Raw genomic sequence first — 25,397 nt, 5'->3', positions numbered from 1 at the left:
GCTCAGCGACCACCCTCGCCGAAGCCCTCGCCGCCTCCGAGGGCGACCTCGAGGACTTCTACCTCTCCATGATCAGCTCCTCCGAGATCAGCTCTTTCGAACGGACCCCCCATGCTGCGCGCTGAAACCCTCAAACTCACCACCATCCCTGCAACGAAGATCGCGGCCCTCATCGCGGCCCTTGGCCTGCTGGCCACCCAGCTGACCTCCACCGTCCTGTTCCCTTACCTCATCGACAGCGAAGGCACTGACCCGGAAGTCGCCGGCGAACTGCCAGTCATCGATATGACGCTGGCCTCCGAGCAGCTGACAGCCCTGAACCCCCTCGGAGGCAGCGGTTCCCTCGGGGTCGTCCTCATCGCCGTCATCCTCCTCGGCGTCCTGGCCGGGATCCTGCTCACCGGCGCCGCCCTCACCCTCAAACGCCGCAGCCTCTAACCCACCACCCAACCCCCACCAACGAACCCTCCAACCCGAATGGTTTTCGCATGACAAAGCGACCCCATGTCCAAGGACATGGGGTTGCTTAGGTGTCACAAGCGGGTTTTCGTTACCGACGCGGCGACAGCGGGTGTGCCCTCATCGCGGAGCAGAACTCGCAGCTCCAGCATGGCGCGGAAACGGGCGTTTCCATCGGCAAGGTCGGCTGTGCTCAAGTCGACGGCTCTCCTGAGCCGATAGCGGAATGTGTTCGGGTGCACCGACACCGAAACGCTGCGGTTGCCAATAATCAGTGGCTGGCAGCCCGGCGCACTGCGCGGCCGAGGTGCAGGTACTGTGCGCGGCCGGTGCCGTCATCGCCCAGGAAGGCGTGGGGCAGGTGCATGCCATGGTGGCCCTTGAGCGGGATGAGGGTGTCCTCCTTCAGCCAGACCAACTCGGTGGTCTCGTTGTCCACCCCTATTTCCTCTCCGGCGTCCGTCGCCGTGGTGGTCATCCACACCCGGCCCTCTTCATCCTGGGTGACATCGAGGTCAACCATCCGGGAGCTGTACGTGCCGAGGAAACGCTCTGGGTCGATGGTCTTCGGCTCGGACGGGGGCACCGGCATGGGTGGGAGTTCCACATCGGCGAGCTCCGAGAGAACGTGGGAAATCATCTCGTGGTAGAGACCGAACGGTTCGCCTCCATTCGTCAGGAGGGCGACGGCGACACCCTGTTTCGGGGCGATCCGGAGGAAAGCGTTCTGCCCGAGCGTGCTGCCGTCATGACCGATGATCTCACCATTGGGCGTATCGTAGATCTCCCAGCCCAGGCCCCACGCATCGCCGAGAAGGCCAAAGTAGGGCAGCTCCACCTGACGTTCCTGCATGGCGGAGACCGCTCCGGGTGAGAGCACGACGGTCCCGTCATCGGCGGCACCACCGTTCATTTGCATCCTGGCGAAAGTGATCAGGTCCCGTGCCCGCATCGTCAGCGTTGTACCGGCAGGAGCGTTGGAGTAAGCCAGCGCCCAAAATGGCGCGGGAACGTACGCCGCGCCGGCCTCGGGCTGGACGTGGCCCACCGCGGCCCGGAACATGATCGCCTCATCGGCGCCGGTCACCGCGTGTGCCAGCCCCAGCGGCGTGATCAGGTGATCGCGCAGTGCGGTGCTGAACGGCTTCTCCCTGAGGACCTCCACCAGCCGGCCCAGGACGCAGTAGCCGACGTTGTTGTAGGAGAACTGTTCACCCGGCGGGAAAAGCTGCGGCACGTCGCCGAGGCCGGCGATGAGCAACTTGACCGCGTCATCATTGCGGCCGGTGTCAGTAAAGATATCGCCCTCGAACCCGGCGGTGTGGCTCAGTAACTGACGAATGGTGATGACAGCGGCGGCTGCATCGTCTCCGAGCTGGAACTCCGGCAGGTACTCGCGGACGGGCCGGTCAATATCGACCAGGCCCTCATCGGCAAGCTGCATGACCAGAGTCGCCGTCCACAGTTTGGTGATCGATCCGATCTGGAACACGCTGTCGGTGGTGGCCTCGACCCCCGTGGCGAGATTAAGGATGCCCGCGGAACGGTCGATCACCTCTCCGTCGGCGTAGACAGCCACCGAAACGGCGGGGACGTTGTACTGCTCCGCGAGGGTGGCCAGGCGTTCGTCGATCCAATGGCTGATATCGGCAAGTGTTGTCATGCGGTTCAGTGTAGATTCGCCAAGCAATGGAACTTTCGGTCCATCCAACGGATTTCTACCCGCATTTCGTTCATTCGTACAAGGCGCAAATGGCCGAATAGAATCGCTCGATTGGGACTATAAGAAAAAGGTGTGTAAGGGTCCGGCTCGATCCGGAAGGAAACGGCCGTGATCGCGCCACCTACGGTCACCAACGCTGAAGGATCCACGAGTTCGGCTTTGTGCCTGGAACGGTTGAAAACTCCACTATGTACAGCCGACGGGAGGCTGCTCAGCGGCACGTACCCGCCGCGGTGCATGGGTTAAGCATCTCGTGATCCGTCGCCGGCTGTCAGGACGGAGCGTCCTGACAGCCGGCGACGGTTGGGCGCCGTGTTGTTGTTGCGGCCGGGGTTACTTGGCCAGGAAGCGCAGCAGGACCTCGTTGATCTCCGCTCCGTGCGTCCAGAGCATGCCGTGCGGCGCGTCCTCGATTTCGACGTACTCCGCGGAGGGCAGGCGCTTGGTGAATTCCCGGGCGGTGGCGTCGATCGGGAGGATGCGGTCATCGGTGCCGTGGACGATCAGGGCCGGGACGGTGACCTTCTCGATGTCCGGGCGGAAGTCGGTGAGCCACGAGTCGACGACGGCGAAGGAGGCGTACCAGGACGCGCCCGAGGCGACATTCCAGGCATTGCGCAGGGCTTCCTCGCTCAGCCGGTTGCCAAGGAAGTTGTCCGTGTTGAAGAAGTCGTTGTAGAAGTTCGTGAACCAGGCATAGCGGTCCTCGACGGCGGCGCTTCGGATGCCGTCGAACACGGTGGAGGGAACGCCGGTGGGGTTGTCGTCGGTCTGGAGGAGGAAGGGCTCCAGGGATGCGAGGAACACAGCCTTGGCGACGCGGGCCTCTCCGTAGGTGCCGATGTAGCGGCCCACCTCACCGCTGCCCATCGAGAAGCCGACGAGGACGACGTCGTTCACGTTTAGGGTCTCGAGGACGGTATTGAGGTCGGCGGCGAAGGTGTCGTAGTCGTACCCGGTGGTGGGCTGGCTGGACTTGCCGAACCCACGGCGGTCGTAGGTGATGACCCGGTATCCGGCGTTCAGGAGGGCGGCTGACTGCTTCTCCCAGGAGCCTCCGTCGAGCGGGTAGCCATGGATCAGCACGACGGGCTGTCCGCTTCCGTGGTCCTCGTAGTAAAGCTCGATATCGGTGCTGTTTTCGGTGCCGACTTTGATAAAGCCCATGTCCTACTTCCTCGTTTGATGTGAGAGAGGGGTCCTCCTCTCTTGGCGTTTGCATCGTCTCATCGACAATTCGCCAAACATACGATCAGACGAATCTTACGTTTTATGACCAACGGTCTTCCTGCCTGGGGAATCTCGCCGAGGAGTGGAGACATCGTGATCGTTCGAGCCGCATCCCAACGCTGAATACGGGACACGCGGGGGTGCGTCCACTCCCCCACAGGCCGGTCGAGGCCGCGCCGACACTTATTCTTGGATCCATGGCATCACCGCGAAATTCACTTCCGGCCGCACGGGTCTCGGACGAATCCCACCGGGTGACCACCTTCGAACTCTTCTTCGACCTGGTCTTCGTCTTCGCCTTCACCCGGGTCACCGGTTTCATGGCGCACGAACATTCGTTCGTCGGCGTCCTGCAGGGGATGATCATCCTGACCCTGCTCTGGTGGTCCTGGGCGTCGTTCTCGTGGCTGTCCAACCAGACCCATGTCGATGAGGGCCTCATGCGGCTGGGGTTGTCCGTGGTCATGGTGGCCATGTTCCTCGCCTCCCTCGCCATCCCGGAGGCCTTCCATGACCTCGAGGGCGGCCTCAGCGGTCCCCTGGTGCTGGCGCTGGCCTACGTCGTCGTCCGCGTCCTGCACCTGACCCTGTACGCCTATGCGGCCGGCGATGACGAGCCCCTGCGCCGGCAGATCGCAAAGACCGCCGTGGGAGTGGTGCTCGGGTCGTCCCTGATTGTGACCGGGGCCCTGGTGGGAGGTCCGGCGCAGACCTGGTTCTGGCTTGCCGGAGTCGGCGTGGACGCTGCCATCACCTACCTCACCTCCCAGCATGGCAACTGGCGGGTGCATTCGGCGGCGCATTGGACGGAGCGGTACGGCCTCATCGTTATCCTGGCGCTCGGCGAATCGATCGTGGCGATCGGCGTCGGCGCCTCGCAGGAACCCGTGAGCACCCCTATCCTCGTCGGTGCCGTCTTTGGCGTCGCACTGTCCGTCTGCCTGTGGTGGCTTCACTTCGACGTCACCGCCATCGCCGCCGAGCACAGATTCGCCGCGCTGCGCGGGGCCGAAAGGGCCTCCGCCGCCGTCGACGCCTACACCTACCTGCACCTGCCTCTCGTCGCGGGGATCGTCCTGTCGGCGCTCGGGGTGGAGGACGTCCTGGCGCACGTCTACGAGACCGGGCCGTTCGGCGCCCTGGGGGCCGTCGCCCTCTTCGGCGGCGCGGCCCTGTACCTGCTGGGAAGTGCGGGGTTCTGGCGGCGGATCGGCGGGGGCTGGAACAGGTTGCGGCTCGGCGGTGCAGCTGTCCTCTCGGCCCTGATCCCTGCCGCAGCTCAGATCCCTCCGCTGGCCGCCCTGGTCCTGGTATCTGCCGCAGCAGCCGTCCTCGTCGCACTCGAGACTCTCATGTACCGAGGGACCCGGCTCGCAGTACGCTCGGGGCGCTGACAGGAATCAGCAGAAAGACGCCGACATGGCGCAAAGCGTGAAAGGGAGCCGGTTCGGCTTGGTTGAGGGATCGCTACGGGCGCCGCAAAGGTGTCAGAATGTCCCATGATCTTCTTTACGCCGAAACACCACAGCCCCGATCAGCACAGGGCAGGTGAGCCCTCGGACCGCGATCTTGACATCGACGTCGACGTTCTTTTTGACGCCGGGACGGTGGACCCAGACGCCGAACTCGCCGCCGAAAGGCAACTCAACCGCTTGCAGGAGCCGATCTTTCGCACCCCGAAACCGGGTCAGCACCTTGACGCCAAGGCTCTCGAGGACGACCTGAAGTAGACCCGGTGGCCGTGCTGCTCGCCGTTCTGCTCGCAGCATTCCAGGGCCCGCCGGAGCCGCTGCCCATGTCGGTGTACTGACCATGGAAGGACCTGAAGCACACCGGTTTCGAGGATCCAGCTAAGCCGCCATAATCTCGATCTTCATACTGCGAACAGGATCCGACCCGCTTACAGGCGCTGAAGTTCTCATGATTACCATTAACACCATGGCGAACTCATCAGGCGTCCCCGCTGCCGATAAGCGCTCCCTCTCCGGATTCATAAGGGCTAAGACCGCGCCGGCCTTCGCCGAGCCGCCGCCCACCGGCCCGACCCGGGCGTCTCGGGTCGGAGATCGTTTTCGTTCCTCGGCCATCGTTCTGCCGTTGTCATTCGTTCTGGGCGCACTCACCTCGCTGGGACAAACCTTTCTGCCGGAGTCGCTGAGTTCGGTAGCGAACTCCGCCGGCGGGTGGTCGGCCATGGCGTTCGCGTTGGTGTGGCTTTCACGGAGCAGGTACCTGAGTGGGATGGTCCTTGGGGTTGCTTCCTTCTACCTCCTCAACGTCGGGTACGCAGTGATCTCCGACCTCCGCGGATATTCTTGGTCACTGAGCCTGGGTAACTTCTTCGTCCTCATGAGTTTCGTCGCTGGGCCTCCAATTGGACTGGCTGCGGCCTGGATGCGCAGCCGGTCCACGTGGGTGGTGGCCATAGCGAGCTCGGCGTTTCCCGCAGTGCTGATAGGTGAGGGAATCTACGGCTTGACCGTCGTGGCTGAAACGACCAGCCCTGTGTACTGGATAATCTCGATCGCATCCGGGGTCGCGTTCGTGGCCGCAGTGAGCTTCATCCGACTCCGCTCGCCCGCTCCGACAGCCCTAAGCGTCGGCTTGACCGTCATCGGCGCAGCCGCGTTCCTCCAGATCTACGGAGCAGCCGGTTCACCCGGGTAGAAGCAGCTCACCCGGAACCGGAGGACCTTTTCGAGTAGGCCAGGGCGCAGGTTCTTTGGCCGTGAACAGGTCTTGGCGCCGCGGACGATTCAGAAATCATACGGGCCACCGCGGCCCGCTGGTGCGGCAGCGGAACGAAGTTCTTACCAGTTGTCTGGCCGGCGCGGCCACCGCCCCTCAGGCGGCGCCCGACGCGGCCTGAGCAGCTTCTACGGGCACAGCCTTTTCCAGATGAGCGCTCGGGTCCAGTTCGGATCCTGTTCGTTGGCGAACCACGCGGACGGCCCGAACTTGAGTTGGAACTTCGACTTGCCCAAGCTGTTCGATTCTTCTTCCACGTCGATATTGATGGGCCACTGGTATATTCCCGCCAATCTCGCGTCGATCCGGCGCACAAACCCCTCGCCCCGAGTCGCGTCGAGCTGGCGTCTAAGCGGTCCTTCGCTGATCACCGAGATGCTTCGCATGTTCACCCCCCTGGCGGAATCAGAGACGCCCGAGATTGGCAGCTATACGCTGAAGCACACCGCGGAAGCCGTCCTCAAGGAAACCCCTGCCCACTACGTGACCAACGGCCGGCTGATCTCGGCAGGAGCGGCTCCGGGTCTTCCCATCGCCGAGTATGAACGCGCCGGTGGACCGAACCTCCTGGTCGGGGTCCCGGAACACGAGCACGACTACGGATTCAGGGCGGTGCGCTCCGGACAGACGCGGCCGCAGGGGCATCACTACCGGCCGCCAGGCTACGAGCACCTGCAATCAGCCCTCGCGCAGTGCGCCGCGGGCGAGCCGGTTGCAGACCGCTGGGTCCGGCCGGCCCCCGCGGTCGAAGATCCGGCTCCGTTCCACGACTGGATGCTCGCCCAGGCCGACCGGGATGAACCGATCGGCGTTTTCGCCAGCGACTGCGCCCCGTGGGTCGGACAGCTGACATTATGTAACGGGGCGGGTTGTTCCGCGGTGCTCTTTTGGGGTGTGCGGCGCTGGGCGCCGCACACCCCAAAAGGTGCTCGGGTCAAGCCGCGGTACGTGCCGCCTCATCGATGGTGTCGGCCACCGCTTCCGGCTGCGTGAGGAAGACGGCGTGGCTGGCCGCGACCTCGGTGATCGCAGCGTTGGCGCGCTTGGCCATGTGCTGCAGCATGGCCTGGTCGAAGGCGCGGTCTTCGGTTGCGATGACGGCCCAGCTGGGCTTGTTCCGCCACGCCGCGTTGGTGACCGGGGTCGCAAATACTGCCATGTTGATGGGTACCTGCGAATCCCTGAGGAAGGCTGCGTCAGCGTCACTGGTGTCGTGCGCGAAGCCAGCCTTGAACTTGTGCCGGTTGATGTAGCCGTACCCGTCGTCGCCGACGTCGATAACGAAGTCGGGGGTCTCAGCGAAGCCCTCGTACTGCTCTGCTGCTGTTTCCCCTGTGTCGGGGGCCAGCGCCGAGACGTAGACCAGGCCGGCGACGTTCGGGTGGACGCCGGCTTCGGTGATGACGGTGCCTCCCCATGAGTGACCGACGAGGATCGAGGGGCCATCCTGCTGGTCCAGGACGCGGCGGGTGGCCGCGACGTCGTCCTCGAGCGAGGTCAGCGGGTTCTGCACGATCGACACCTTGTATCCGCGCGCGGTGAGGTTCTCGTACACCCCGCGCCATCCGGCGCCGTCGGTGAAGGCCCCGTGCACCAGCACGACGTTCGTGACCTTCTGCCCTGCTTTGGTGATTGTAACGTTCTCAGTCATGGTCCTCATCCTCTCGATTTCTGAATAAATTTCGTGTGCTTTTTGTACTTCGCACGCTTTTCTTACTGGGTGACTTCGTGGGCTGCTTTGGTGATCAGATCGGCGACTGCGCGGGGTTCGGAGACCGTCACGCCGTGTGAGGCATCAATTTCGACGACTTCAGCGTTGGCGCGTTCGGCCATAAACCTCATGGACTCTGCGGGGATGGCCAGGTCCTTGGTGGTGATCATCGACCAAGCGGGGATGGTCTTCCATGCGGCCTTCGTCGCGGTGTCCTGGAGGGCGGTTTCGGCGATCGGGCGCTGCGTTGCAGCCATCAGCTCCGCGATCATTTTTGAGATATCAGCGGCGAAGACGCGGCGGAACTCCTCCTGCTTGATGTAGAGGTCATTGCCAGTCCGCCCGTCGGGGGTCTCGAAGGCCACAGGCTGGAGGGCTGGCCCGAGCTCCCCGCCGGGGAACTTCGCAGCAAGCTCCCCGGTGCTCTCCCCGACATCGAGCTGGAAGCTGGCGACGTAGACCAGCGCCTTCACATCGGGCTGGCTTTCGGCTGCTTCGCTCATGACTGACCCGCCGTATGAGTGTCCGGCAAGCACAATCGGCCCATCGACGCTGTCGAGAACACTGCGCAAGTGTGCGGCATCTTCCTGCAGGCCACGCAGGGGGTTGGCCACAGAGATAACGGGGTACCCCTCGCGCTTCAGGCGTGGAATGACACCGTTCCAGCTCGAAGAATCGGCGAAGGCACCATGTACAAGGACGACAGTGGGCTTGTCCTCAGGCGTCGGAGAGTTGGCGGGAACCGACTGTGGGCTCGCGTTGACTGCAGCGGGAAGCAGCAGTGCAAGTGCTACCAGGGCAGCGAGGGCGACGATGACTCCCCTCCTATACCGGGCTCCGGTATGAAGGACAAAGCCGATTTTGGTGTTGAGCGTTGGCATGACATTTCCTAATTCGTTTGAACACGGTCGTTCGCTTGCGATATATCGGTCTGGAGAGCGACCGCTTTCGCATCAGTTCTTCTCCAGGCATTGCCGATAGGAGTTTCCGAGAGCGGGCATTGACGGATGACCGCCGCTGGGCGGAGTCCTGGGCGGGCCAGCCTTTAGAAGGACGGCTGAGCCGGATGAAGCGAGCGGCCCGAGGTGGGACGGAAGCGCTCAATGTCACCGGGTCAGGCCCGTGCCCGACGGCGGACGACTACTGCTGAGCGTTCAGGGAACCTCCAGCCGAGACTGACGGCCAGAAGTCGCACCACCGTTGTTAGCACTACAGAGGCAATAGCGGCATGGAAAACGGCTACACCGCTGTTGACAAGGAGGAGGAGCAGCACCCCTCCGGCGGCGGCTGCAACCGCATAGAGCGATCCCACGTGCAGCAGAGCTACCGGAAGAGCAAGAGTGACATCACGCACCACGGATCCGCCCACCGCGGCCGCGGCTCCGACGAATACCGCCGGCACGGCAGGTACGCCGAGCGCGAGAGCTTTTGAGGTTCCAATGGCCCCGAAAAGTCCTATCGTCACCGCATCAAGCACGAGAATGAGCCGGTCGAGCCGGATGAAAAGGCGTTGTAACGCGATGCCTAGGAACGCAACTGCTGCAGCCACCAGGATGTACCAGTCCCCGTAGATGGCCACGGGTGGAACGCCGAGGAGCACGTCCCGCAACAGGCTGCCGCCAAGTGCTACCCCTACTCCAATCAGCACTCCCCCCAGGACATCGATTCGCCGATCGGCGAAGGGCCCTGCGAAGAGTGCGCCCTGCAATGCCCCAAGAGCCACTGCTGCAAGCTCGATCCATAAGGGAATTTCGAAGGGTGAGAGTGGCATCATCCGAAATCTCCTGACACTAGGGAACCTGAAGAGGTCCACGGATCCTACCGGCTGAAGGAGAGGGAACCGGGGACCCGATATGCAATATATTAGTCCGGTGATGAAGCTTGTCAAGGCAGCGCTACATCCGGAGCCAGCAGCGATCGGTCAGATGCCTACCGGGGACCTTGTGGGTAATCAGTGCGGTAGCGCGGCGCACATGCGGGGGCTGAAGGATCTTAAGGGCCATCCCTACGGCCAGCCGCCGGATGAGGATCTTCCGAGGAGCGGGGAAGCAGGATGCTGCATGTAGGGAGGGGTAGGTTGTAACTTCCACAGGCTTGTGACCAATATATTGAATGCCGATTCCCAAAGACACTCCTTCTGTTGACCGCTCTCTTCTGCGGGACGATGTTTACCTGCGGCTTCGTGATGCAATCGTTGACGGCACGTTCAAACCGGGGGAGCAGCTAAGAGACTCTGATCTCGCTGCCTGGATCGGTGTCAGCCGAACACCTGTACGGGAAGCATTGCTTAAGCTCGCCGATAGCGGGCTGGTCGTGACCCAGCCGGGTCGGTCAACAATCGTGAGCACAATTGAGACGCAGGCACTTTCCGATGCGCGCGATGTCGTGGCCGCAATGCACGAACTGGCCGTCTGCGAGACGATCGGAAAGCTCACCGAAGTGCACATCGATCGCATGCGTTCAGCCAATAGCCGCTTTCAGAAAGCCCTTGAGGCCGGTGACGCCATAGCGGCTCTTAAGGCAGATGACGAGCTGCACGCCGTCCCGGTCCGAGCCTCAGGTAACCAAGCGCTACAAGCTGTACTTGACCGGTTCGGGCCCGTTGTCCGCAGGGCCGAGCTTCTACGCTTCCGGTCATCCGATGGCCAGGCCTCACTGGAAAGACATACCAAACTCATCGAACTGTGTGCGAGCGGTAAGGCTGAGGATGCAAGGCGTCTTGCGTTTGACATGTGGAAGAGCTTGCCAAGTTCCATCGACTCTGTGGCGCAACCCCAGTCTGGCTGACGGTGAACGAGCATAGGCAGACCGCAGAGGTGGACTTGTCAGTACTGACCCGACTTGAACCGTCCTGCTGAGCTACTGTGCAAGGGCCTGCCCGACAAGGTTGTCGAGCGAGCCTGACCATGCTTCGCCATGTCCGGGCAGCACCGTCACATTTTTAAGGTGAGGAAGCTCCTGCAGCGCCTGTCGAGCCCGCGGGAGATCGTGGTGGAACATAGCCGGCAGCAGTTGGGGACCTGTCCTAGGCAGTGTGCGGTGGCCCGTGACCAGCGCATCTCCAGTGATGAGTACCTGTGCAGCTTCGAAGTAGTAGCCCGTATGTCCATTCGTATGTCCAGGCAAGGGCACTACGAGTGGCAGTCCCGGCACCCCTGCGCGACCTTCGGGGGTGAGCGGTACAGGCCGGGCATCCGCCACCTTCGTCTTTGCGTCGTCCTTCAGAAGGGGGGCGATGGCGGCCACCCAGGGAAGGACCCCGGGCCTTGCAATGTTCCAGGCAATATCTCGTATCCCAACCTGCTGCAGGTATTTTCGTTGCAGATGGGGTACTTCTGCCTCGGAACTGAAGACGGGGATGCCGTAGTCGCTGGAGAGCCACCGCGCCCCGCCGATATGGTCGGCGTGACCATGCGTGATGAGCACCGCACTCAATTCTTCGATCGCAACCCCTGCGCTGTCGAGCGAGCGAACGAGGTTTTCGCGCTGACCGGCGTATCCGGTATCTATCAACACGGTCCCGTCATCGCCGGCGTAAATGCTCCAGTTCACGTGCTCCGTCTGCACGAACGTCACCGGTCCGAACGAACGACTCTTCACAAGCTTTCCTCAATTCAATAGCAACTGGCACAGGGTGCGGGGGCCGCGCCCTCCCGGACTCCCGCGACACCGCGATACGAGCGCCTGCCCCCTCCACTGGGTCCAGGTGTTCGCCGGATAACTTTAGCCAACCGGGCCCAGATCCGCGTCCTACGCCGCAAGAAGTTGCGTGATTGGGCCAGGGCGGTCCTCACTTCGACGGTGGCTGCCGTCAGACTCGGAGGGGCACCGGGGAACCTCCGCATACACGGTGCGCTCGACGAGTCCGTCGCGTTCGAGGGATCGTAAAACTGGGTCCCGCCGCACAAAATGTGAATCGCGCGCAGCAAGGGCTACTATTTCCAGCCTGGTGCGGGTATCACCGTGTGGGAGCCACCGGAATACTCCATTTAGAAACGTGAGCGCCCGTACCGCTGGTGTCATACCTCGCATTGCTCGAGCGACCGTGAACCAGATGTTCGCTGGCACTCGAGGCACGGTGAGTGGCCTCATGCCCGCAGCGGAAGCCGAGCTCATCGGCTCCGGTACTGCAACGCCCTCGGCTCTCCTTCCGAACAACACCGCGTGAATAGCACCACAAAGAAGTTGACGAGAACCTTCGCAAGGCGCAATATGTTGCATATCGTCCTTACCATCATTATGCCGGCTCGTTGTGCTGGTTAGGCCGTGCCTCATCGGACAGGCAATTCGCCTGGCCGGAAGTCTTTTGCCGAGATGCGTGCGCTGACTCTAAACAGCTAACGGTCCTGCCCACTGTTCGGAAAGGGGTCGCTTGTGGCCATTGCAGATTTTGAGCGCTACCCTCTGACCTTTGGGCCCAGTCCGATTCACCACCTTCCCCGACTGACCTCTCATCTGGGTGGCGCCCAAATATGGGCTAAACGAGAGGACGTGAACAGCGGCCTTGCATTCGGTGGCAATAAGACCAGAAAGCTCGAGTACCTCATCCCGGAGGCTCTGGCACAAGGTGCAGACACGTTGGTATCTGTCGGGGGCTACCAGTCAAACCACACGCGCCAGGTCGCTGCCGTGGCTGCGAAGCTTGGAATGAAGGCCCGCCTAGTACAGGAAAACTGGGTTGACTGGCCTGATCCCTCATCGGATCGAGTCGGGAATATCCTCCTTTCAAGGATCATGGGCGCAGATGTCCAACTGGACGGTGCAGGGTTCGACATTGGAGTACGAAGCAGCTGGGAAGCTGCCATTGAGGAAGTGAAGGCCGCCGGGGGCACGCCGTATGCGATCCCCGCTGGAGCTTCGGATCACAGGCTTGGCGGGTTGGGCTTCGCCAACTGGGCCTATGAAGTGGAACAGCAGGAACGTGGCCTGGGAATATTCTTCGACACCATTGTCGTGTGCACAGTCACCGGCTCCACTCATGCGGGCATGATCGCCGGGTTCGCGGGTCAGGACCGCCCACGCAGGGTCATCGGTATCGATGCTTCCGCCACCCTTCAGAAGACCCGGGATCAGGTCGAACGCATTGCCAGACAGACAGCACGATTGATTGGGCTTGATCGGGAGCTGCGGGACGACGAGATCAACGTATTGGAGGGCTGGGCCGGGGATCGTTACGGAGTTCCCGTCGATTCAACGCTTGACGCAATACGCCTCGGCGCCTCGATAGAAGCCATGATCACCGACCCTGTTTATGAAGGCAAATCCTTGGCCGGCCTTATTGATCTGGTTACAAGCCGCGATATCCCAGCAACGAGCAACGTTCTGTACGCGCACCTTGGCGGCCAGCTGGCCTTAAACGCCTACAGCGCCTTGTTTCGTTCCTAGGACGACGCGGCGAGACCCGTTCCCCCGAGCTGCGTCCTATCAAGCAACCGGAAGGCCGGGTGGACCAGCGGGGAACCGGGTCACCCCGCTTCCGGTGAAAGTAACTGGTTTGAGGCCAGGCGACGCTCGATGACGGGGTTCTCGACAGAATCACCAACGTCAACAGTTCTTGTCGTTGCAGCCGATTCATGCCGCTTCATCGTCCATGCTGAAAGTGATAGCCAATGAGACGGACGAGTTCATGGGCAGATAGGAGGAATCGAGGACGTCCGCAACAAAGTCCGGGCTTAGAGGATAAAGGGAGGAGAGCAGGCTGATCGCCGCCTCCAGGATTTCGTCTTTCTGCGTAAAGTCCGGATCTGCATTTATAAATAGTGTAAGTTCGGTAACTGCCTTCAGTTCCGAAAGTGATGCAACTTTGCTCCTGATGAGGGCAAGTCCATTGATCACACAGATCTGAGCCGCTTCCACTCCGTGCTGCAATTCCCCCGAGCATTCAGATGCCCTCTGCGGACCGGCGGCGCTACCCGCGGAGACCCTCGGGGCCCTAATGGGGCCCTCCGCGAGGAGGTGGTGACCGAGGAGGGGGATTGAACCCACGGTTACCGATGATCCAGAGATGATGGCCGCGTTGTACTGCCGGTCAACCTCGTCAGACGAACGAAGAAGGTACCCCTCCCTTTCAATAAGTTCCTCGAACGCATTAGAGTCGCCTTCTTCAAGCATCATTTCTCCTAAGCTTAGAAGCACGGCACAGTGAAGCGGACCGCGCTTGCGGTCAGGTCGACTGGAGCCGTCGCCAGGCAAGTTCAGCAAGCGTTTCTGCCTGCTTGCCGAGCACGGAATCGTCGAAGATTGCGCCGGCAGAGTGCATGCCTGGGGCGCTTTCGACTAGCACGTCGGTCGGGCGAGCACCAAGAACGACGAGAGCCCCCGGTACTTGCTCGAGAACGTAAGCGAAGTCCTCCGTTGCCATGAGCGGCGCGGACAGGACCTGCACGCCGTCCCGGCCATGCAACCGTTCGAGGACATCGAGGGCGAAGGACGCCTCGTGCGGATCATTGATCGTGACCGGATACGAATCCTGGTAATCCGTTGTTGTCGGTGCTCCATGTGCCTCGCCGATGGCCGATACGAGAGGCACGAGCTTCTCGCGCATCAAGGCGAAGGTGTCACGGGAAAGCGTGCGAACACTCGCGCCGATGGTTACGCCGATCGGAAGTGCGTTCGGCGCGAGTTGCTCACTCGTGATTTTCAGAATGGACACCACGGCAGGATCAGTTGCCGGGACCCGCCGAGCGACGAAGCTCTGTACTGCGAGCACAATTTCGGCAGCGATTGGGATCGGGTCTATTGCATGCTCTGGGAAGGCGGGGTGGCCTCCGGTTCCGGAAACATGCACCTGTAGCGAACTGGAGCTGGCAAGCATCGGGCCGCTGCGGGTGAAGAACGTGCCGGAGTCTTTCATACAATCAACATGTACGGCGTAGGCAGCAACGGGCCGCTCACCTGCGGCCTCGAGCACACCTTCCTCAATCATCGTCCGCGCCCCGGCATAGCCCTCCTCTCCGGGCTGAAACATGAAAATTACGGTTCCGGGAAGCTCGTCGCGACGCTCGTGCAGCAGGCGAACCGCGCCGAGCAAACCGGCCACATGCAGATCATGCCCGCACGCATGCATCGCACCGGTACTGGACGCGAACGGCAAACCGCTGGGCTCGGTGATTGGCAGCGCATCCATATCAGCACGCAACAAGACGACCGGGCCCGGCTTGCCCCCACGCAGGACCGCAGTCACTGACGACAGGTCACGACCTGCTGTTATCTCCAGGTCGAGTTCTGTGAGCTCTTGGAGTACAAGAACTTGTGTCAGTGGAAGATCGAGGCCAATCTCAGCGTGACGATGAAGCTGTCTTCTCGTCGCTATGAGTTTCTCAAGCATCGGTGCAGCATCGAAGCGCCTGTGCAGTATGTCAGGCACCCTCTCGGGGTGAGCGTTCTTCATTGTGTTCCTGTCGGTCTAGGTGCAGTCATTCGGGCATCTCGGTGGAACTGCCTTCACGAGGTGCCCTTTTGGCTTCCCAGCAAAGCCCAGCTGAGCCTAATATGCAATATATTACGGTGACTTCTGGTTCCGTAACCAGACGATCAAAGGTCCTTCATCCATCCAGGTCCCGCAACGGCTGTGCATGGCGTGGTGCTGTGTGGATTACTCGTTCTGTCAGGGCATTCACGGGCTGTCTTCTCTCTAATGCGTCAGATGCAGACTCGTCTGTGCTCGCGCCGACCACCGTGAAGTCCGCTGGTAGTGAGCGTGTGCCGTTTGCTTGCACGGTGACGAAGTGTGCCCCGGGGAAGTAGGTGCGGGTGCTGATCCGGCGGAAGGAGTGTGTCTTGGTGACTGTGACACTTTCGCCTGGCGCGATCTTTCGTGAGGTGAGCTTGAAGGTTTTGGGACTGATGGTCCGGTTGGAGCGCTGGAATCCGATGGAGTAGTCGATCGCGACAGCCGCCTCTGCGTCGTCCTCGTTGGTGATGACCGCGGTGAAGGTCAGCGCACCCTCGAGGTGCACGGTGTCGTTCGATAGTTCAGGTCGGTCCACGCGCAGGTGACGACCGGAGTATCCGACCAGCGTGAGTGCCTCCGGGTCGGCGTTCTTGATCAGGGTGCGAAGGCCGCGACGGATGACCCAGGAGGTGTGTGCGTCGGCGTTCTCAGCCCAGTTCCGAGCCGTGCGAGTGACGGTAGCGGGGTCGACTCGGCTGAGGTCATTGAGGTGGTTTGCGACCGACCGCCGCACATACTCCGAGGTATCGCGGTAGGTAGCGTCAAGGATTGCGCGCGTTGCGCCCGGGTGTTCGATCAGCCAGGGCACTCTGCGTGCCCAAGGCAAGTATGCGCGCGATCCCTCCGTTGCAAGACGTCGCACATGCTCATTCTCGTCGCGGGCCCAGACCGTCATTTTTGAGAGCGCCCGCTCAGGCCGTGCGTTGAGAAGGTTACGCACAGCGAACTCACTGCTCAGACGTGGCGTCAGGCTGGCGAGCAAGTCCATGCCAGTATCAAAATCCGGGGTCGAGTGACTGGCCAGGGCTTGTGAGCTGACTGCCTCTGTCACCGGCCAGATCATCCAGCCCGTGAAGCTTGGTTGCTCGAGCGCGGCTCTCACCAGTTGCTCCAGCTCTGAGAAATCATCCGGTGCATCCGCAAGGAACGCGTCTCGGACAATGTTGACCCTGTCCCGTAGGCGCTGTCCAGCGAGGATTTTCATTGCCTCGCTCAAGGCTCGGGGCTGCAATTGGGGTTCAGCAGCCATCAGGCTACGGCTAAGTGCACCAACAACCGTCGGGTTGATCAACTCGTCCATAGTTCCCATGAGAAGACTCCGATCTTCGGCCGGAGCAACGTGTGCGTTACTCCGGCCGACGAAGGTTTAGGCCAGATCGATGGACAGGCCCTTGACGAGATCGCCTTCGATGATGAAGTTGAATGCGAATGGCTGCGGGCTTCCCGGAAAGTCGCCGGCGGACGATGCAATCATCCGACTGTTCCCGAAAGACGTCGGGGTAATGACGATCTTGGGGGCAATCAAGTGGCTCCCGATCCAGGTGCGGATGCCAGCGTCGTCCGTGTAGGTCTTGCCGTCATCAGACACCACCGCGTCCGCCGCGAGCGTCGCCATCAGTGCATCGACGTCATGTGCGTTGTTCGCGGCGACGAAGTCCTCGATCGCCTTAGGGAGAGTGATGGCGCTCATCGTCTTCTCTTTCTCTTTGTCTGGGCGCGAACACGCCCGTATGGGTGGTGTGATCGGCAGAACGCCCACGGCCTTGAGAGCGAAAAGTTCGCCTCCGCGCCATCGACTTCCTGTCGTATAGGACAGTAACACAAAACACTGTCCTGAATGACAATAATTTCATTTCTACTCAGTAGAGTTTTGACATGAGCAACAGTGCAGACTCCGGCGCAGCGCGACCCCGTCGCGCGAGTGACTTCCCGTACCGCTCCGAGTTGCTTGCCAACTTGAGCGCGCTGATCCTTCTGTGGGACTCCCCGACCTTTCAGGGCGAAGTTCTAGCGAAAAGCGGAGAGAGCATCGATCAGCAGTCGCATGCGACCCTCAGACACCTACTCGCCTGGGGCCCGATGCGCCCGACATCCCTATCCGAAGTGCTCGCCACCGGCGCGTCACACGTGAGCAAGATCGTGCGCCGACTCGAAGGTAATGGTTGGGTAGTGCGGACGACCGACCCCGCCGATGGTCGCGCGACCCTCATCAGCCTCACGGAAGCCGGCGAAGCCGCAGCTCACGGCGTGTACGCCCTCGGTGACCGCATGATCGCCGAGGTTCTCGACGAGTGGTCCGACAGCGACGTCCGCGCGTATACCGATCTGACAGCGAGATTCGTCGCAGATGCGATCGCATCAGCAGAACGAATGCTCGAACGAGGCCTCCTACCTCCCCAGGACTGAAACTTCATCCATCAGATATTATTGTCCTGTGGGACATTACTTGTGATACTGTCCTGTGCGACAGGGTTTTGACGCGGAGTTACGGAGTCACCGGTACTCGGCTCGACCACCATCGCGCGTCGATGCCACGAAACTGCATTGAAGGATAGGAATCACACATGTCGAACACAGACCGCGATCGCCTGGACGGTCGCCGAGCATTGGTCACCGGAGGATCAAAGGGCTCCGGTAAAGCAGTCGCAGAGAGGCTCCGTGAGCTCGGCGCGGATGTATACGTCACGGCTCGGTCGATGCCCGACGGCTATGAGTTCCCCGACCGGTTCATTGCAGCCGACACCTCGACGACGGAGGGCACCGACCTCGTTGCGGCCCAGATGAGCAAAGCCGGCGGTGTCGACATCCTCGTGCATGTTGTCGGCGGTGCATCAACACCAGCGGGTGGCTTCAAAGTCATCACCGACGAGCAATGGCTCATCGAGCTCCAGCTCAACTTCCTCGGTGCTGTGCGATTGGATCGCGCGCTTCTGCCCGGCATGATCAGCGAGGGTTCCGGAGTCATCCTCCACTTCACCTCGATTCAGCGCGAGCTGCCTCAGTACGAAGCGTCCCTCGCTTACGCGGCCGCGAAAGCTGCGCTGCGCACCTACAGCAAGGGACTCGCCAACGAGGTCGGACCCAAGGGCGTGCGCGTCAACGCCATCAGCCCAGGCGGAATCAAGACTGATGCCTACGACCGCTTCATTGAGCGGATCGCCGAAGGCAACTCAATCACCCGGCCCGAGGCCGAGCAGCGAGTGATGGACTCGCTTGGAGGCGTCCCTCTGGGCCGCTTCGCAGAGACCGAAGAAATCGCAGACCTCGTCGGCTTCCTCGTTTCCGACAGGGCGTCATCGATCCTGGGCGCGGAGTACGTGATCGACGGCGGAACAGTCCCAACAACCTAACAACAGTACGTCAGGTCACCCATCGTTCAGGCCCTCCTTCCGCCGGTGGCGGCTTCAGCGGCCTGAACGGTGGGGAGTGCTACCTGACAGTGCTCGAAGTTGCTCAGGTACTCGCACAGGAAGCCACGCAAGGTAGCAATCAACCAATACTCGTCGTGGCCTACATGATCGCCCGGTCGCGATTCGCTTGGCTACCTACTTCCTGAGGGACCCCCGCACACCGGGCACCGTCACGGTGCCGCTGACGGTGACCCTGTGGTGGGTCGAGCACGGCGACCGGAAAGCCCTGGCCCGGACCATCCAGCCCGGCGCCGGGGCACTCATCTTCCAGACAACAACGCATCGCAGGGCCGATCGAACCGGACAACCGAGAGGACCATGACCGCTCTCCGCCGGCACGGTGGAGCCGGAGTCTCAGGGCCCGGCCGGTGGCCGGTGAACGGACCGCTCATTTGTCTCAAGGAGAACCCGGATGGTGTGCAGGATGAGCTCGCGCTGCCTGGTGGTGAGCCGGTTGGCGTTCTCGGGCAGGATGAAGGGCTCCGGTTCACGCGCCCACACTCCGGCGGCCTCCCGCAACCGGACCATAGGAATCCCCAGAGCCACCGAAAACGCCTGCAGGACTTTTTCCGAGGGGGTCTCCGGTTCCCCGCGCAGGTACTTGGAGATCGAGGTATTGGTGACCCGCACTCCCCTGGTTTGGGCGATGGCCTGGATCCGGCGCGCTGACGCCCGCTGCCGTTAGAGTCCCTCAACAGGCTCGACAGGGTGCTCACGGGCCCGCCCTAGGATCGGCAGCCTCAAACCGACCGGCCTGTTCAGGAAATCTTTCCGAACGCCCTCATCCCGGCGCTGCCCATCGATGGTGAATTCGTCGGGCCAGCGGCCCACTGCGCCCCAACCAAGCTTCGACAGAAAATCCAGTCCCCGGACGTCGCGGACATCCAAGCGGAGGCTTTCTCAGTGCAGGCCCCAACGGGCACACTTGCTTCGGAGGCCACCGCCCGGCCTGCCGGACTGCCTGCTTCCAAAACAATCGAATCTGTGTTCTATTTTAACCCGGAAGTACGAGCGTTGAGGTGAAGGACAAGAGGCGATGACAGCACAACCATCGGGTCCATCCATGGGTAACCCCAGCACCGACCGGCAGACGCTCGATGAACCGGCGGCCGTGCGGTTCACCGGCACCGGAGAACCGCTGGCCCTGCGGTGGCGAGGCAGCATCTGGCAGGTCATCGGTGAACCCGTCCAATGGTCCAGTTCGAGCAACTGGTGGGAACCAGACAGCACCGCCCGTGGCGGGCATGGCAGCGTGATCACCACCCGGTCCTGGCGGTTCCAGGCCCAGACCGGGCCGGCCTCCCCGGTCCTGGAGTTCGATATCAGCGCCGATCCGCGCTGGCAGGGCTGGCGGCTGCACCGCGTCGCAGGCGCCACCGGCCTCTGACCGGACAGCAACCGGTGGGCGGATACCGGTCATGGGTTCCAGCAAAAGGTACCGCGCCTACTACGCGAAACTGATGGATGCCCGGATCGAGGAATTCGTGATGCGCGAGGAGCTGATCATGCTCACCGCGGCTGAACTCGACCTCGACAACACCCCACCCGTGGACTTCTCCGAGCCTCGGCGGGTGTACGCGTGAATCCGCTATCCCTCCAAGGCCATCCGGGTCCAGGCGCACGCCTCGGTCTACACCGAGACCGCGGTGAAGATCCGGTTCTTCGCGCCGCTGGTCACAATCCAGCAGCAGGTAGCTTGTCTCCACCAGAACGTCGTGCTCATCCTTCGACATCAAATACAGACTGCACGCACGGGCGCTGAGGCGCGGCCGACTTCTTGCCCTGCTCCGGGCGGCTACACGTTGAAGCGGAATTCGACCACGTCGCCGTCGGCCATGACGTATTCCTTGCCTTCGATGCGAACCTTGCCCTTGGCCTTGGCCTCGGCCATCGACCGGGCCTCCATGAGGTCCTCGAAGTGGACGACCTCGGCCTTGATGAACCCGCGCTGGAAGTCGGAGTGGATCACGCCTGCCGCCTCGGGCGCGGTGGCGCCCTTTTTGATGGTCCAGGCGCGGGTTTCCTTCGGGCCGGCGGTGAGGTAGGTCTGCAGGCCGAGCGTGTGGAAGCCCACACGCGCCAGCTGGTCCAGCCCTGACTCCTCCTGGCCGTTCATCTCGAGCATCTCGCGGGCCTCGGCCTCGTCGAGTTCAACCAGGTCGGCCTCGAGCTTGGCGTCGAGGAAGATCGAGTCCGCCGGGGCAACGAGGGCACGCAGCTCCTCTTGGCGCTCCGGGCTGCCGAGGACGGCGTCGTCGACATTGAAGACGTAGATGAAGGGCTTGGCGGTGAGCAGGCTGAGCTCGCGCAGGTGCTCCATCTCGAGCTTGTCGCTCTTGATCGACGCGAAGATGGTGTCGCCGCGCTCCAGCACCGCCTGGGCTGCCTGCATGGCGGCCAGCTGCGCTGCTTCGCGCTTCTTGATCTTGACTTCCTTCTCGACACGCGGGATCGCCTTTTCGAGGGTCTGAAGGTCGGCCAGAATCAGCTCGGTGTTGATGGTCTCCATGTCGGAGCGGGGGTCGACCTTGCCGTCAACGTGGACGACGTCGGGGTCGTCGAAGACCCGGATAACCTGGGCGATGGCCTCGGCCTCGCGGATGTTCGCAAGGAACTGGTTGCCCAGCCCCTCCCCCTCGGAGGCGCCCTTGACGATGCCGGCGATGTCGACGAACGAGACGGTCGCCGGGAGGATTTGCTTGGAGCCGAAGACCTCGGCGAGCTGCGCCAGGCGCGGGTCGGGCAGGTTGACCACTCCGACATTCGGCTCGATCGTTGCGAAGGGGTAGTTCGCCGCCAGCACGTTGTTGCGGGTCAGCGCATTGAAAAGGGTTGATTTGCCGACGTTGGGCAGTCCGACGATGCCAATAGTAAGAGCCACGGGAGTACAGTCTACCGGCCCGCACGCACCGCGCCGCCGGGGTGCCTTCCCGAAAATGTCGGCGCATCCTGCCACAGTGATTTCATGGACGGTTTCACGCTTGTGCTCGTAATCCTCGCTTTTGTTCTCGGCTGCATCGCGGGCGCTTTCCTCCTTGCCGCGCGCGGACGCGGGCAGGCGGACCAGCTCCGGGAAGAGCTCGACGACGCCGTGAACCGGCTGGGCAGCGCGACGGCGGCGCTGGCCGCGGCATCAGCCGAGAAGGACCTCCTGGCCTCCCAAAACCGAGCCCTCTCCGCACGGTCGGCCGACGAGACCAACGTGCTGCGGGCGCTGGCACCCGTGGCGGAGAAGCTGACCCAGGTCCAGCGCCAGGTGGGACTCCTTGAGCGGGACCGCGTCGAGCAGTACGGGCAGCTGGCCCAGCAGCTGCAGGAGGCGCGCGACGCCGACGCCCGGCTGCTCTCGACGACCCATTCACTCGCGGCGGCCCTGCGCAGCAACAGTGCCCGGGGCCAGTGGGGCGAGGTGCAGCTGCGCCGGGTGGTCGAGGCCGCCGGGATGCTGGCCCGCGTCGACTTCGTTGAGCAGGCCACGCTGGCCCGTGCCGAGGTTGCGGAAACGACCTCCTCGGGTGGCGCCGGGTCGACGTCCAGGCCCGATATGGTGGTGCAGCTCCCCGGCAACAAGCAGCTGGTCATTGACGCGAAGGTGCCCCTGAGCGCATTCCTCCAGGCGCAGGAACTCGACGAGGACGGAACAGAGGGGGCAGGCCGGGAGGCCGAACGGACCGTCCTGCTCCAGCAGCATGCCAAGGCCCTGCGCGCCCATATCGACACCCTGGCCAAGAAGAAGTACTGGGAGGGCACGAACAACTCCCCCGAACTCGTGATCTGCTTCATCCCGGTGGAGTCGATCCTGGCCTCCGCCCTACGGGCCGACCCGGGGCTGCTCGACTACGCGTTCAGCCGCAATGTAGCGCTGGCCTCCCCCGTCTCGCTCCTGGCGATCCTCAAGAGCGCGGCGTTCAGCTGGCGCCAGGAGGTCCTGACGGACAATGCCCGTGAGCTCTTCGAGCTGTCACGTCAGCTCTACGAGCGGCTGGGAACCATGGGCGGGCATGTGGCCAAACTCGGATCCTCCCTCAAGGCGTCGGTCGAGAAGTACAACTCGTTCGTCGGCACCCTCGAAACCCGGGTCCTTCCGACGGCACGGCGGATAGGAGCGTTCGACGCCGCCTCGCTCGACGCCGTCCCTGCCGGGGCCGGCCCGGAGAAGAGCGCCTTCTCCGGCATCCAGGCCGTCGAGGCCACGCCGCGGCTGCTGGGTGCCCCCGAACTGCTCGACGGCGCCGAAGACTCCACGGCCGAGCCCGGCGGACCCGCAGGCCGCGGGTGGGCCCAGGGCGGTGCGGGAATCAGCAGTGTGGGTGTCAGTGGTGACGGCCCGGACCTCCTCGACCGCGCCGCCCACGGAACCGCCGACGCTCCCGAGGGTCCCGTGGAACGCAGCGCTTAGCTCCGCGCCGGCGCCCCGGACGGTGACGCCGGTCGGGACACCGTTCGAGCGCGCGCCCGGCGGCCGGCCGGGCGAAGCGGCTAGTTCAGGGGCCCCGCTTCGCGGCGGCCTCCGCGCCCACCCCGTCCCTGCGAGGAATCGCCCATCGCCTTCAGGGCTGAGCGGATCTCCTTCGGCAGGGAGAAGATGATGTCCTCCTGGGCCGTGACAACTTCCTCGACCTCGCCGTAGCCGTACTCGGCGAGCAGCCGCAGCACGTCCTGGACCAAATTCTCGGGGACCGAGGCGCCCGAGGAAACGCCGACCGTCCGAACGCCTTCGAACCAGGACTCATCGACCTGGTTGGCGAAGTCCACGCGGTGCGCGGCCTTCGCTCCGTACTCGAGGGCGACCTCGACCAACCGGACCGAATTCGAGGAATTGGCGGAGCCGACGACGATCACCAGGTCCGAGGTCGGGGCAATCTTCTTGATCGCCGCCTGCCGGTTGGAGGTGGCGTAGCAGATGTCGTCGCTGGGCGGATCCTGCAGGGTCGGGAACCGCTCCTTGAGCAGGTTCACCGTGTGCATGGTCTCGTCGACGCTCAGGGTGGTCTGGGAGAGCCAGATCAGCCGTTCGGGATCCCTGACGTGGACCTTGTCGACGTCCTCGGGGCCGTTGACGATCTGGATGTGTTCAGGGGCCTCGCCGGCGGTCCCCTCGACCTCCTCGTGGCCTTCGTGGCCGATCAGGAGGATATCGAAGTCGTCGCGGGCGAAGCGCTGGGCCTCTCGGTGAACCTTGGTGACCAGCGGGCACGTGGCGTCGATGGTCCGCAGGCCCCGGTCTTCGGCGGACTGCACCACGGCAGGTGAGACGCCGTGGGCGGAAAAGACGAGCAGCGCGCCCTCGGGGACCTCGTCGGTTTCCTCGACGAAGATGGCGCCCTTCGCCTCGAGGGTCGAGACCACGTGGAGGTTGTGGACGATCTGCTTGCGGACATAGACCGGCGGACCGTAGTGCTCGAGCGCCTTCTCGACGGCGATGACCGCACGGTCGACTCCGGCGCAGTAGCCGCGCGGTGCCGCAAGCAGCACCTGACGCCTGCCCTCGACTGGAGCAGCGGCCTGCACGTCCTCGGGAGAGCGGCGCCGGCGGGGCACCATGGGCATGGGGACCTGAACTGCTGTGCTGGTCATGGTTCAATGCTAACGGTTTCATTCGACAACGGGCCCACCGGGGGCGCGGGTGTGGTCTAGCGCATACTCCGCCGCCGCCCAAAGGTGAACCTCAGGGCCACCCCCACGGCCAGCACCATCGCCCCGCCGGCGAGAACAGGCAGGCTGGCCTCGGCCAGGTCGGCAGAGACCCTGCCGGCGAAGCCGCGGACGAAAATCCGCGCGACGGCGCTGGACCCGGCAGCTCCGGCCGCGGCGTCCGGAATCAGTCCGGCCCCCAGCCAGCCAAGGACCCCGAGGCCCGCACCGCCGGCTCCCAGGAGGGCGAGGGTCGTCGAGCGCTTCCGGGCGAGAGCCAGGGCGAGCACCGCGCAGGTCCCGGCGCCCCAGGCCAACGCGGGCCAGAGCTGGGCGATCCTGCTCACCAGGCTCAGCGCACCGCCGCGCTCGAGCCGCCCGACCTCCACCGTCGTGTTGGAGGGTACCGGCACGTTGAAGCCCAGCCCGGTCCCGACCTGTTGGGAGAGCAGCCCGGCCAGGGGCTTCAGATCGAGGGATACCACGGCCGGGTTCTGCGCACCAGGGTCTGACGGCGCTCGAGAGAGGGTCAAGCGGTGGGAGATGCGCAGAGTCTCCTCCCAGGCCCGCGGGTACCCCGACATGCGGGTCACGGAGGAGGCTGCGTTCTCAATGGCAGGGCGCACCAGGTTCTGCAGGGGCCCCGACAGCCCGGCGCCCCTCGACACCTCCCCGGCGAGCGCCCCGGTCAGGGCCTGCTGGAATTCGGTGTCCTTGGCGAGGGGCCCGGCCAGGTCCACGAAGCCCTGCTCGTCGACGAGGCGGCTCTCGGTCCAGGCCGCGGTCAGGGCCCCTCCGGTGAGCGCCAGCGCGGCGAGGGCGAAGAAGGCGGAGGCCAGCGTGCGCATAGGGTCCTTGGGGTCGGTTGGGTGCGTGACGATCAGGTTATGCCCTTTTGGGCCCGGAGGGCACAGATCAGTCGCGCCCGGGCCGCCCGCGCGGGCCCTCTCTCCCTATCCGGCACCCCGGCTCGGCGGTGTCGTGGGAAGCTGGTAGACATAAGTCCGTGGACAGGACGGGCCCCGTTGC

The 25,397-nt window shown here is 63.3% G+C and carries 27 protein-coding genes; 12 read left to right on the top strand and 15 right to left on the bottom strand.

All coding sequences use genetic code 11. The features are described from left to right. Window positions 1-111: 111 nt before the first annotated feature. Window positions 112-438 (top strand): hypothetical protein, encoded by a 327-nt coding sequence (locus GVV86_RS02360; protein WP_159801142.1) that lies wholly within the window; start codon window positions 112-114, stop codon window positions 436-438. Between the two features lie 95 nt (window positions 439-533). Here GVV86_RS02360 and GVV86_RS18950 read toward each other — a convergent pair whose 3' ends face one another. From GVV86_RS18950 to GVV86_RS02345, 3 genes are all read right to left on the bottom strand, one after another. Beyond that, window positions 534-701 carry a helix-turn-helix domain-containing protein gene (locus GVV86_RS18950; protein ID WP_201291325.1) on the bottom strand — a complete coding sequence of 56 codons (168 nt, stop codon included), beginning with the start codon at window positions 699-701 and terminating at the stop codon, window positions 534-536. Between the two features lie 29 nt (window positions 702-730). Further along, window positions 731-2,122, bottom strand: coding sequence for a serine hydrolase domain-containing protein (locus GVV86_RS02350; protein ID WP_159801140.1), 1,392 nt, complete (start codon window positions 2,120-2,122; stop codon window positions 731-733). Between the two features lie 393 nt (window positions 2,123-2,515). Continuing rightward, window positions 2,516-3,349, bottom strand: coding sequence for an alpha/beta fold hydrolase (locus GVV86_RS02345; protein ID WP_159617514.1), 834 nt, complete (start codon window positions 3,347-3,349; stop codon window positions 2,516-2,518). 260 nt (window positions 3,350-3,609) lie between these two features. Between GVV86_RS02345 and GVV86_RS02340 the strand changes: the two genes are divergently transcribed. From GVV86_RS02340 to GVV86_RS02325, 4 genes are all read left to right on the top strand, one after another. Further along, a complete protein-coding gene (locus tag GVV86_RS02340; protein ID WP_159801138.1) occupies window positions 3,610-4,806 on the top strand; it encodes a low temperature requirement protein A in 1,197 nt (398 codons plus the stop codon). Window positions 4,807-4,911: 105 nt separating this feature from the next. Then, on the top strand, window positions 4,912-5,142 hold the full coding sequence (locus tag GVV86_RS02335; protein ID WP_159617516.1) for a hypothetical protein: 231 nt from the start codon (window positions 4,912-4,914) through the stop codon (window positions 5,140-5,142). A 208-nt stretch (window positions 5,143-5,350) separates the two neighbouring features. Then, window positions 5,351-6,079 carry a DUF6518 family protein gene (locus GVV86_RS02330; RefSeq protein WP_159617517.1) on the top strand — a complete coding sequence of 243 codons (729 nt, stop codon included), beginning with the start codon at window positions 5,351-5,353 and terminating at the stop codon, window positions 6,077-6,079. A gap of 231 nt (window positions 6,080-6,310) precedes the next feature. Beyond that, complete coding sequence (locus GVV86_RS02325; RefSeq protein WP_210252872.1) at window positions 6,311-7,153, top strand: hypothetical protein; 843 nt, start codon at window positions 6,311-6,313, stop codon at window positions 7,151-7,153. Here the strand turns inward: GVV86_RS02325 and GVV86_RS02320 are convergent. From GVV86_RS02320 to GVV86_RS02310, 3 genes are all read right to left on the bottom strand, one after another. Further along, entirely contained in the window at window positions 7,095-7,811 is a 717-nt protein-coding gene (locus GVV86_RS02320) for an alpha/beta fold hydrolase (protein WP_201291324.1), read from the bottom strand. The two genes, GVV86_RS02325 and GVV86_RS02320, sit on opposite strands and share 59 nt — an antisense overlap. A 62-nt stretch (window positions 7,812-7,873) precedes the next feature. Beyond that, window positions 7,874-8,752, bottom strand: coding sequence for an alpha/beta fold hydrolase (locus GVV86_RS02315; RefSeq protein WP_159617520.1), 879 nt, complete (start codon window positions 8,750-8,752; stop codon window positions 7,874-7,876). A gap of 233 nt (window positions 8,753-8,985) precedes the next feature. Continuing rightward, on the bottom strand, window positions 8,986-9,645 hold the full coding sequence (locus GVV86_RS02310; RefSeq protein ID WP_246669848.1) for a trimeric intracellular cation channel family protein: 660 nt from the start codon (window positions 9,643-9,645) through the stop codon (window positions 8,986-8,988). Between the two features lie 338 nt (window positions 9,646-9,983). Here GVV86_RS02310 and GVV86_RS02305 point away from each other — a divergent pair, with 338 nt between their 5' ends. Beyond that, window positions 9,984-10,658, top strand: a complete 675-nt coding sequence (locus GVV86_RS02305; protein WP_159801132.1) for a GntR family transcriptional regulator — start codon at window positions 9,984-9,986, stop codon at window positions 10,656-10,658. Window positions 10,659-10,730: 72 nt separating this feature from the next. Here the strand turns inward: GVV86_RS02305 and GVV86_RS02300 are convergent, their stop codons facing one another. Continuing rightward, window positions 10,731-11,471, bottom strand: a complete 741-nt coding sequence (locus tag GVV86_RS02300; RefSeq protein WP_159617522.1) for an MBL fold metallo-hydrolase — start codon at window positions 11,469-11,471, stop codon at window positions 10,731-10,733. A gap of 774 nt (window positions 11,472-12,245) precedes the next feature. On the opposite strand from GVV86_RS02300, the gene GVV86_RS02295 reads away from it, so the two are divergent. After that, window positions 12,246-13,256 carry a 1-aminocyclopropane-1-carboxylate deaminase gene (locus tag GVV86_RS02295; RefSeq protein WP_159617523.1) on the top strand — a complete coding sequence of 337 codons (1,011 nt, stop codon included), beginning with the start codon at window positions 12,246-12,248 and terminating at the stop codon, window positions 13,254-13,256. 186 nt (window positions 13,257-13,442) lie between these two features. Here GVV86_RS02295 and GVV86_RS02290 read toward each other — a convergent pair whose 3' ends face one another. The 4 genes from GVV86_RS02290 to GVV86_RS02275 form a co-directional block, all read right to left on the bottom strand. Then, entirely contained in the window at window positions 13,443-13,985 is a 543-nt protein-coding gene (locus GVV86_RS02290; protein WP_159617524.1) for a RidA family protein, read from the bottom strand. 49 nt (window positions 13,986-14,034) lie between these two features. Then, complete coding sequence (locus tag GVV86_RS02285; protein WP_159617525.1) at window positions 14,035-15,198, bottom strand: M20 metallopeptidase family protein; 1,164 nt, start codon at window positions 15,196-15,198, stop codon at window positions 14,035-14,037. Window positions 15,199-15,415: 217 nt separating this feature from the next. Further along, window positions 15,416-16,624: a DNA alkylation repair protein gene (locus GVV86_RS02280; protein WP_246199693.1), complete on the bottom strand. Its 1,209-nt coding sequence runs from the start codon at window positions 16,622-16,624 to the stop codon at window positions 15,416-15,418. A gap of 66 nt (window positions 16,625-16,690) precedes the next feature. Beyond that, window positions 16,691-17,014, bottom strand: a complete 324-nt coding sequence (locus tag GVV86_RS02275) for a nuclear transport factor 2 family protein (RefSeq protein ID WP_159617527.1) — start codon at window positions 17,012-17,014, stop codon at window positions 16,691-16,693. Between the two features lie 185 nt (window positions 17,015-17,199). Here GVV86_RS02275 and GVV86_RS02270 point away from each other — a divergent pair, with 185 nt between their 5' ends. Both GVV86_RS02270 and GVV86_RS02265 read left to right on the top strand, forming a co-directional pair. Continuing rightward, window positions 17,200-17,730: a MarR family winged helix-turn-helix transcriptional regulator gene (locus GVV86_RS02270; protein WP_159801130.1), complete on the top strand. Its 531-nt coding sequence runs from the start codon at window positions 17,200-17,202 to the stop codon at window positions 17,728-17,730. A gap of 158 nt (window positions 17,731-17,888) precedes the next feature. Further along, a complete protein-coding gene (locus GVV86_RS02265; RefSeq protein ID WP_159617529.1) occupies window positions 17,889-18,674 on the top strand; it encodes an SDR family oxidoreductase in 786 nt (261 codons plus the stop codon). A gap of 414 nt (window positions 18,675-19,088) precedes the next feature. Here GVV86_RS02265 and GVV86_RS02260 read toward each other — a convergent pair whose 3' ends face one another. Then, entirely contained in the window at window positions 19,089-19,364 is a 276-nt protein-coding gene (locus GVV86_RS02260; protein WP_159801128.1) for a hypothetical protein, read from the bottom strand. Between the two features lie 433 nt (window positions 19,365-19,797). On the opposite strand from GVV86_RS02260, the gene GVV86_RS02255 reads away from it, so the two are divergent. Then, a complete protein-coding gene (locus GVV86_RS02255) occupies window positions 19,798-20,121 on the top strand; it encodes a hypothetical protein (RefSeq protein ID WP_159617531.1) in 324 nt (107 codons plus the stop codon). Between the two features lie 31 nt (window positions 20,122-20,152). Next, window positions 20,153-20,317 (top strand): hypothetical protein, encoded by a 165-nt coding sequence (locus tag GVV86_RS02250; RefSeq protein ID WP_159801124.1) that lies wholly within the window; start codon window positions 20,153-20,155, stop codon window positions 20,315-20,317. Window positions 20,318-20,529: 212 nt separating this feature from the next. Here the strand turns inward: GVV86_RS02250 and ychF are convergent, their stop codons facing one another. Further along, entirely contained in the window at window positions 20,530-21,615 is a 1,086-nt protein-coding gene (ychF, locus tag GVV86_RS02245) for a redox-regulated ATPase YchF (protein ID WP_159617533.1), read from the bottom strand. Window positions 21,616-21,699: 84 nt separating this feature from the next. Between ychF and GVV86_RS02240 the strand changes: the two genes are divergently transcribed. Then, the gene (locus GVV86_RS02240) at window positions 21,700-23,133 is read left to right on the top strand and encodes a DNA recombination protein RmuC (protein ID WP_159801122.1); all 1,434 of its coding nucleotides are present in this window, start codon (window positions 21,700-21,702) and stop codon (window positions 23,131-23,133) included. Window positions 23,134-23,213: 80 nt separating this feature from the next. Here the strand turns inward: GVV86_RS02240 and GVV86_RS02235 are convergent, their stop codons facing one another. Both GVV86_RS02235 and GVV86_RS02230 read right to left on the bottom strand, forming a co-directional pair. After that, window positions 23,214-24,311 (bottom strand): 4-hydroxy-3-methylbut-2-enyl diphosphate reductase, encoded by a 1,098-nt coding sequence (locus GVV86_RS02235; protein ID WP_159617535.1) that lies wholly within the window; start codon window positions 24,309-24,311, stop codon window positions 23,214-23,216. A 56-nt stretch (window positions 24,312-24,367) separates the two neighbouring features. Next, window positions 24,368-25,216, bottom strand: coding sequence for a hypothetical protein (locus GVV86_RS02230; protein ID WP_159617536.1), 849 nt, complete (start codon window positions 25,214-25,216; stop codon window positions 24,368-24,370). Window positions 25,217-25,397: the final 181 nt, after the last annotated feature.

Origin of the sequence: Arthrobacter zhaoguopingii, assembly GCF_009828595.1 — a bacterium.
In the GTDB taxonomy this organism is placed as follows: domain Bacteria; phylum Actinomycetota; class Actinomycetes; order Actinomycetales; family Micrococcaceae; genus Arthrobacter_D; species Arthrobacter_D zhaoguopingii.
Note: the sequence above shows the minus strand (reverse complement) of the source record. Positions and strands in the feature narration are given on the sequence as shown.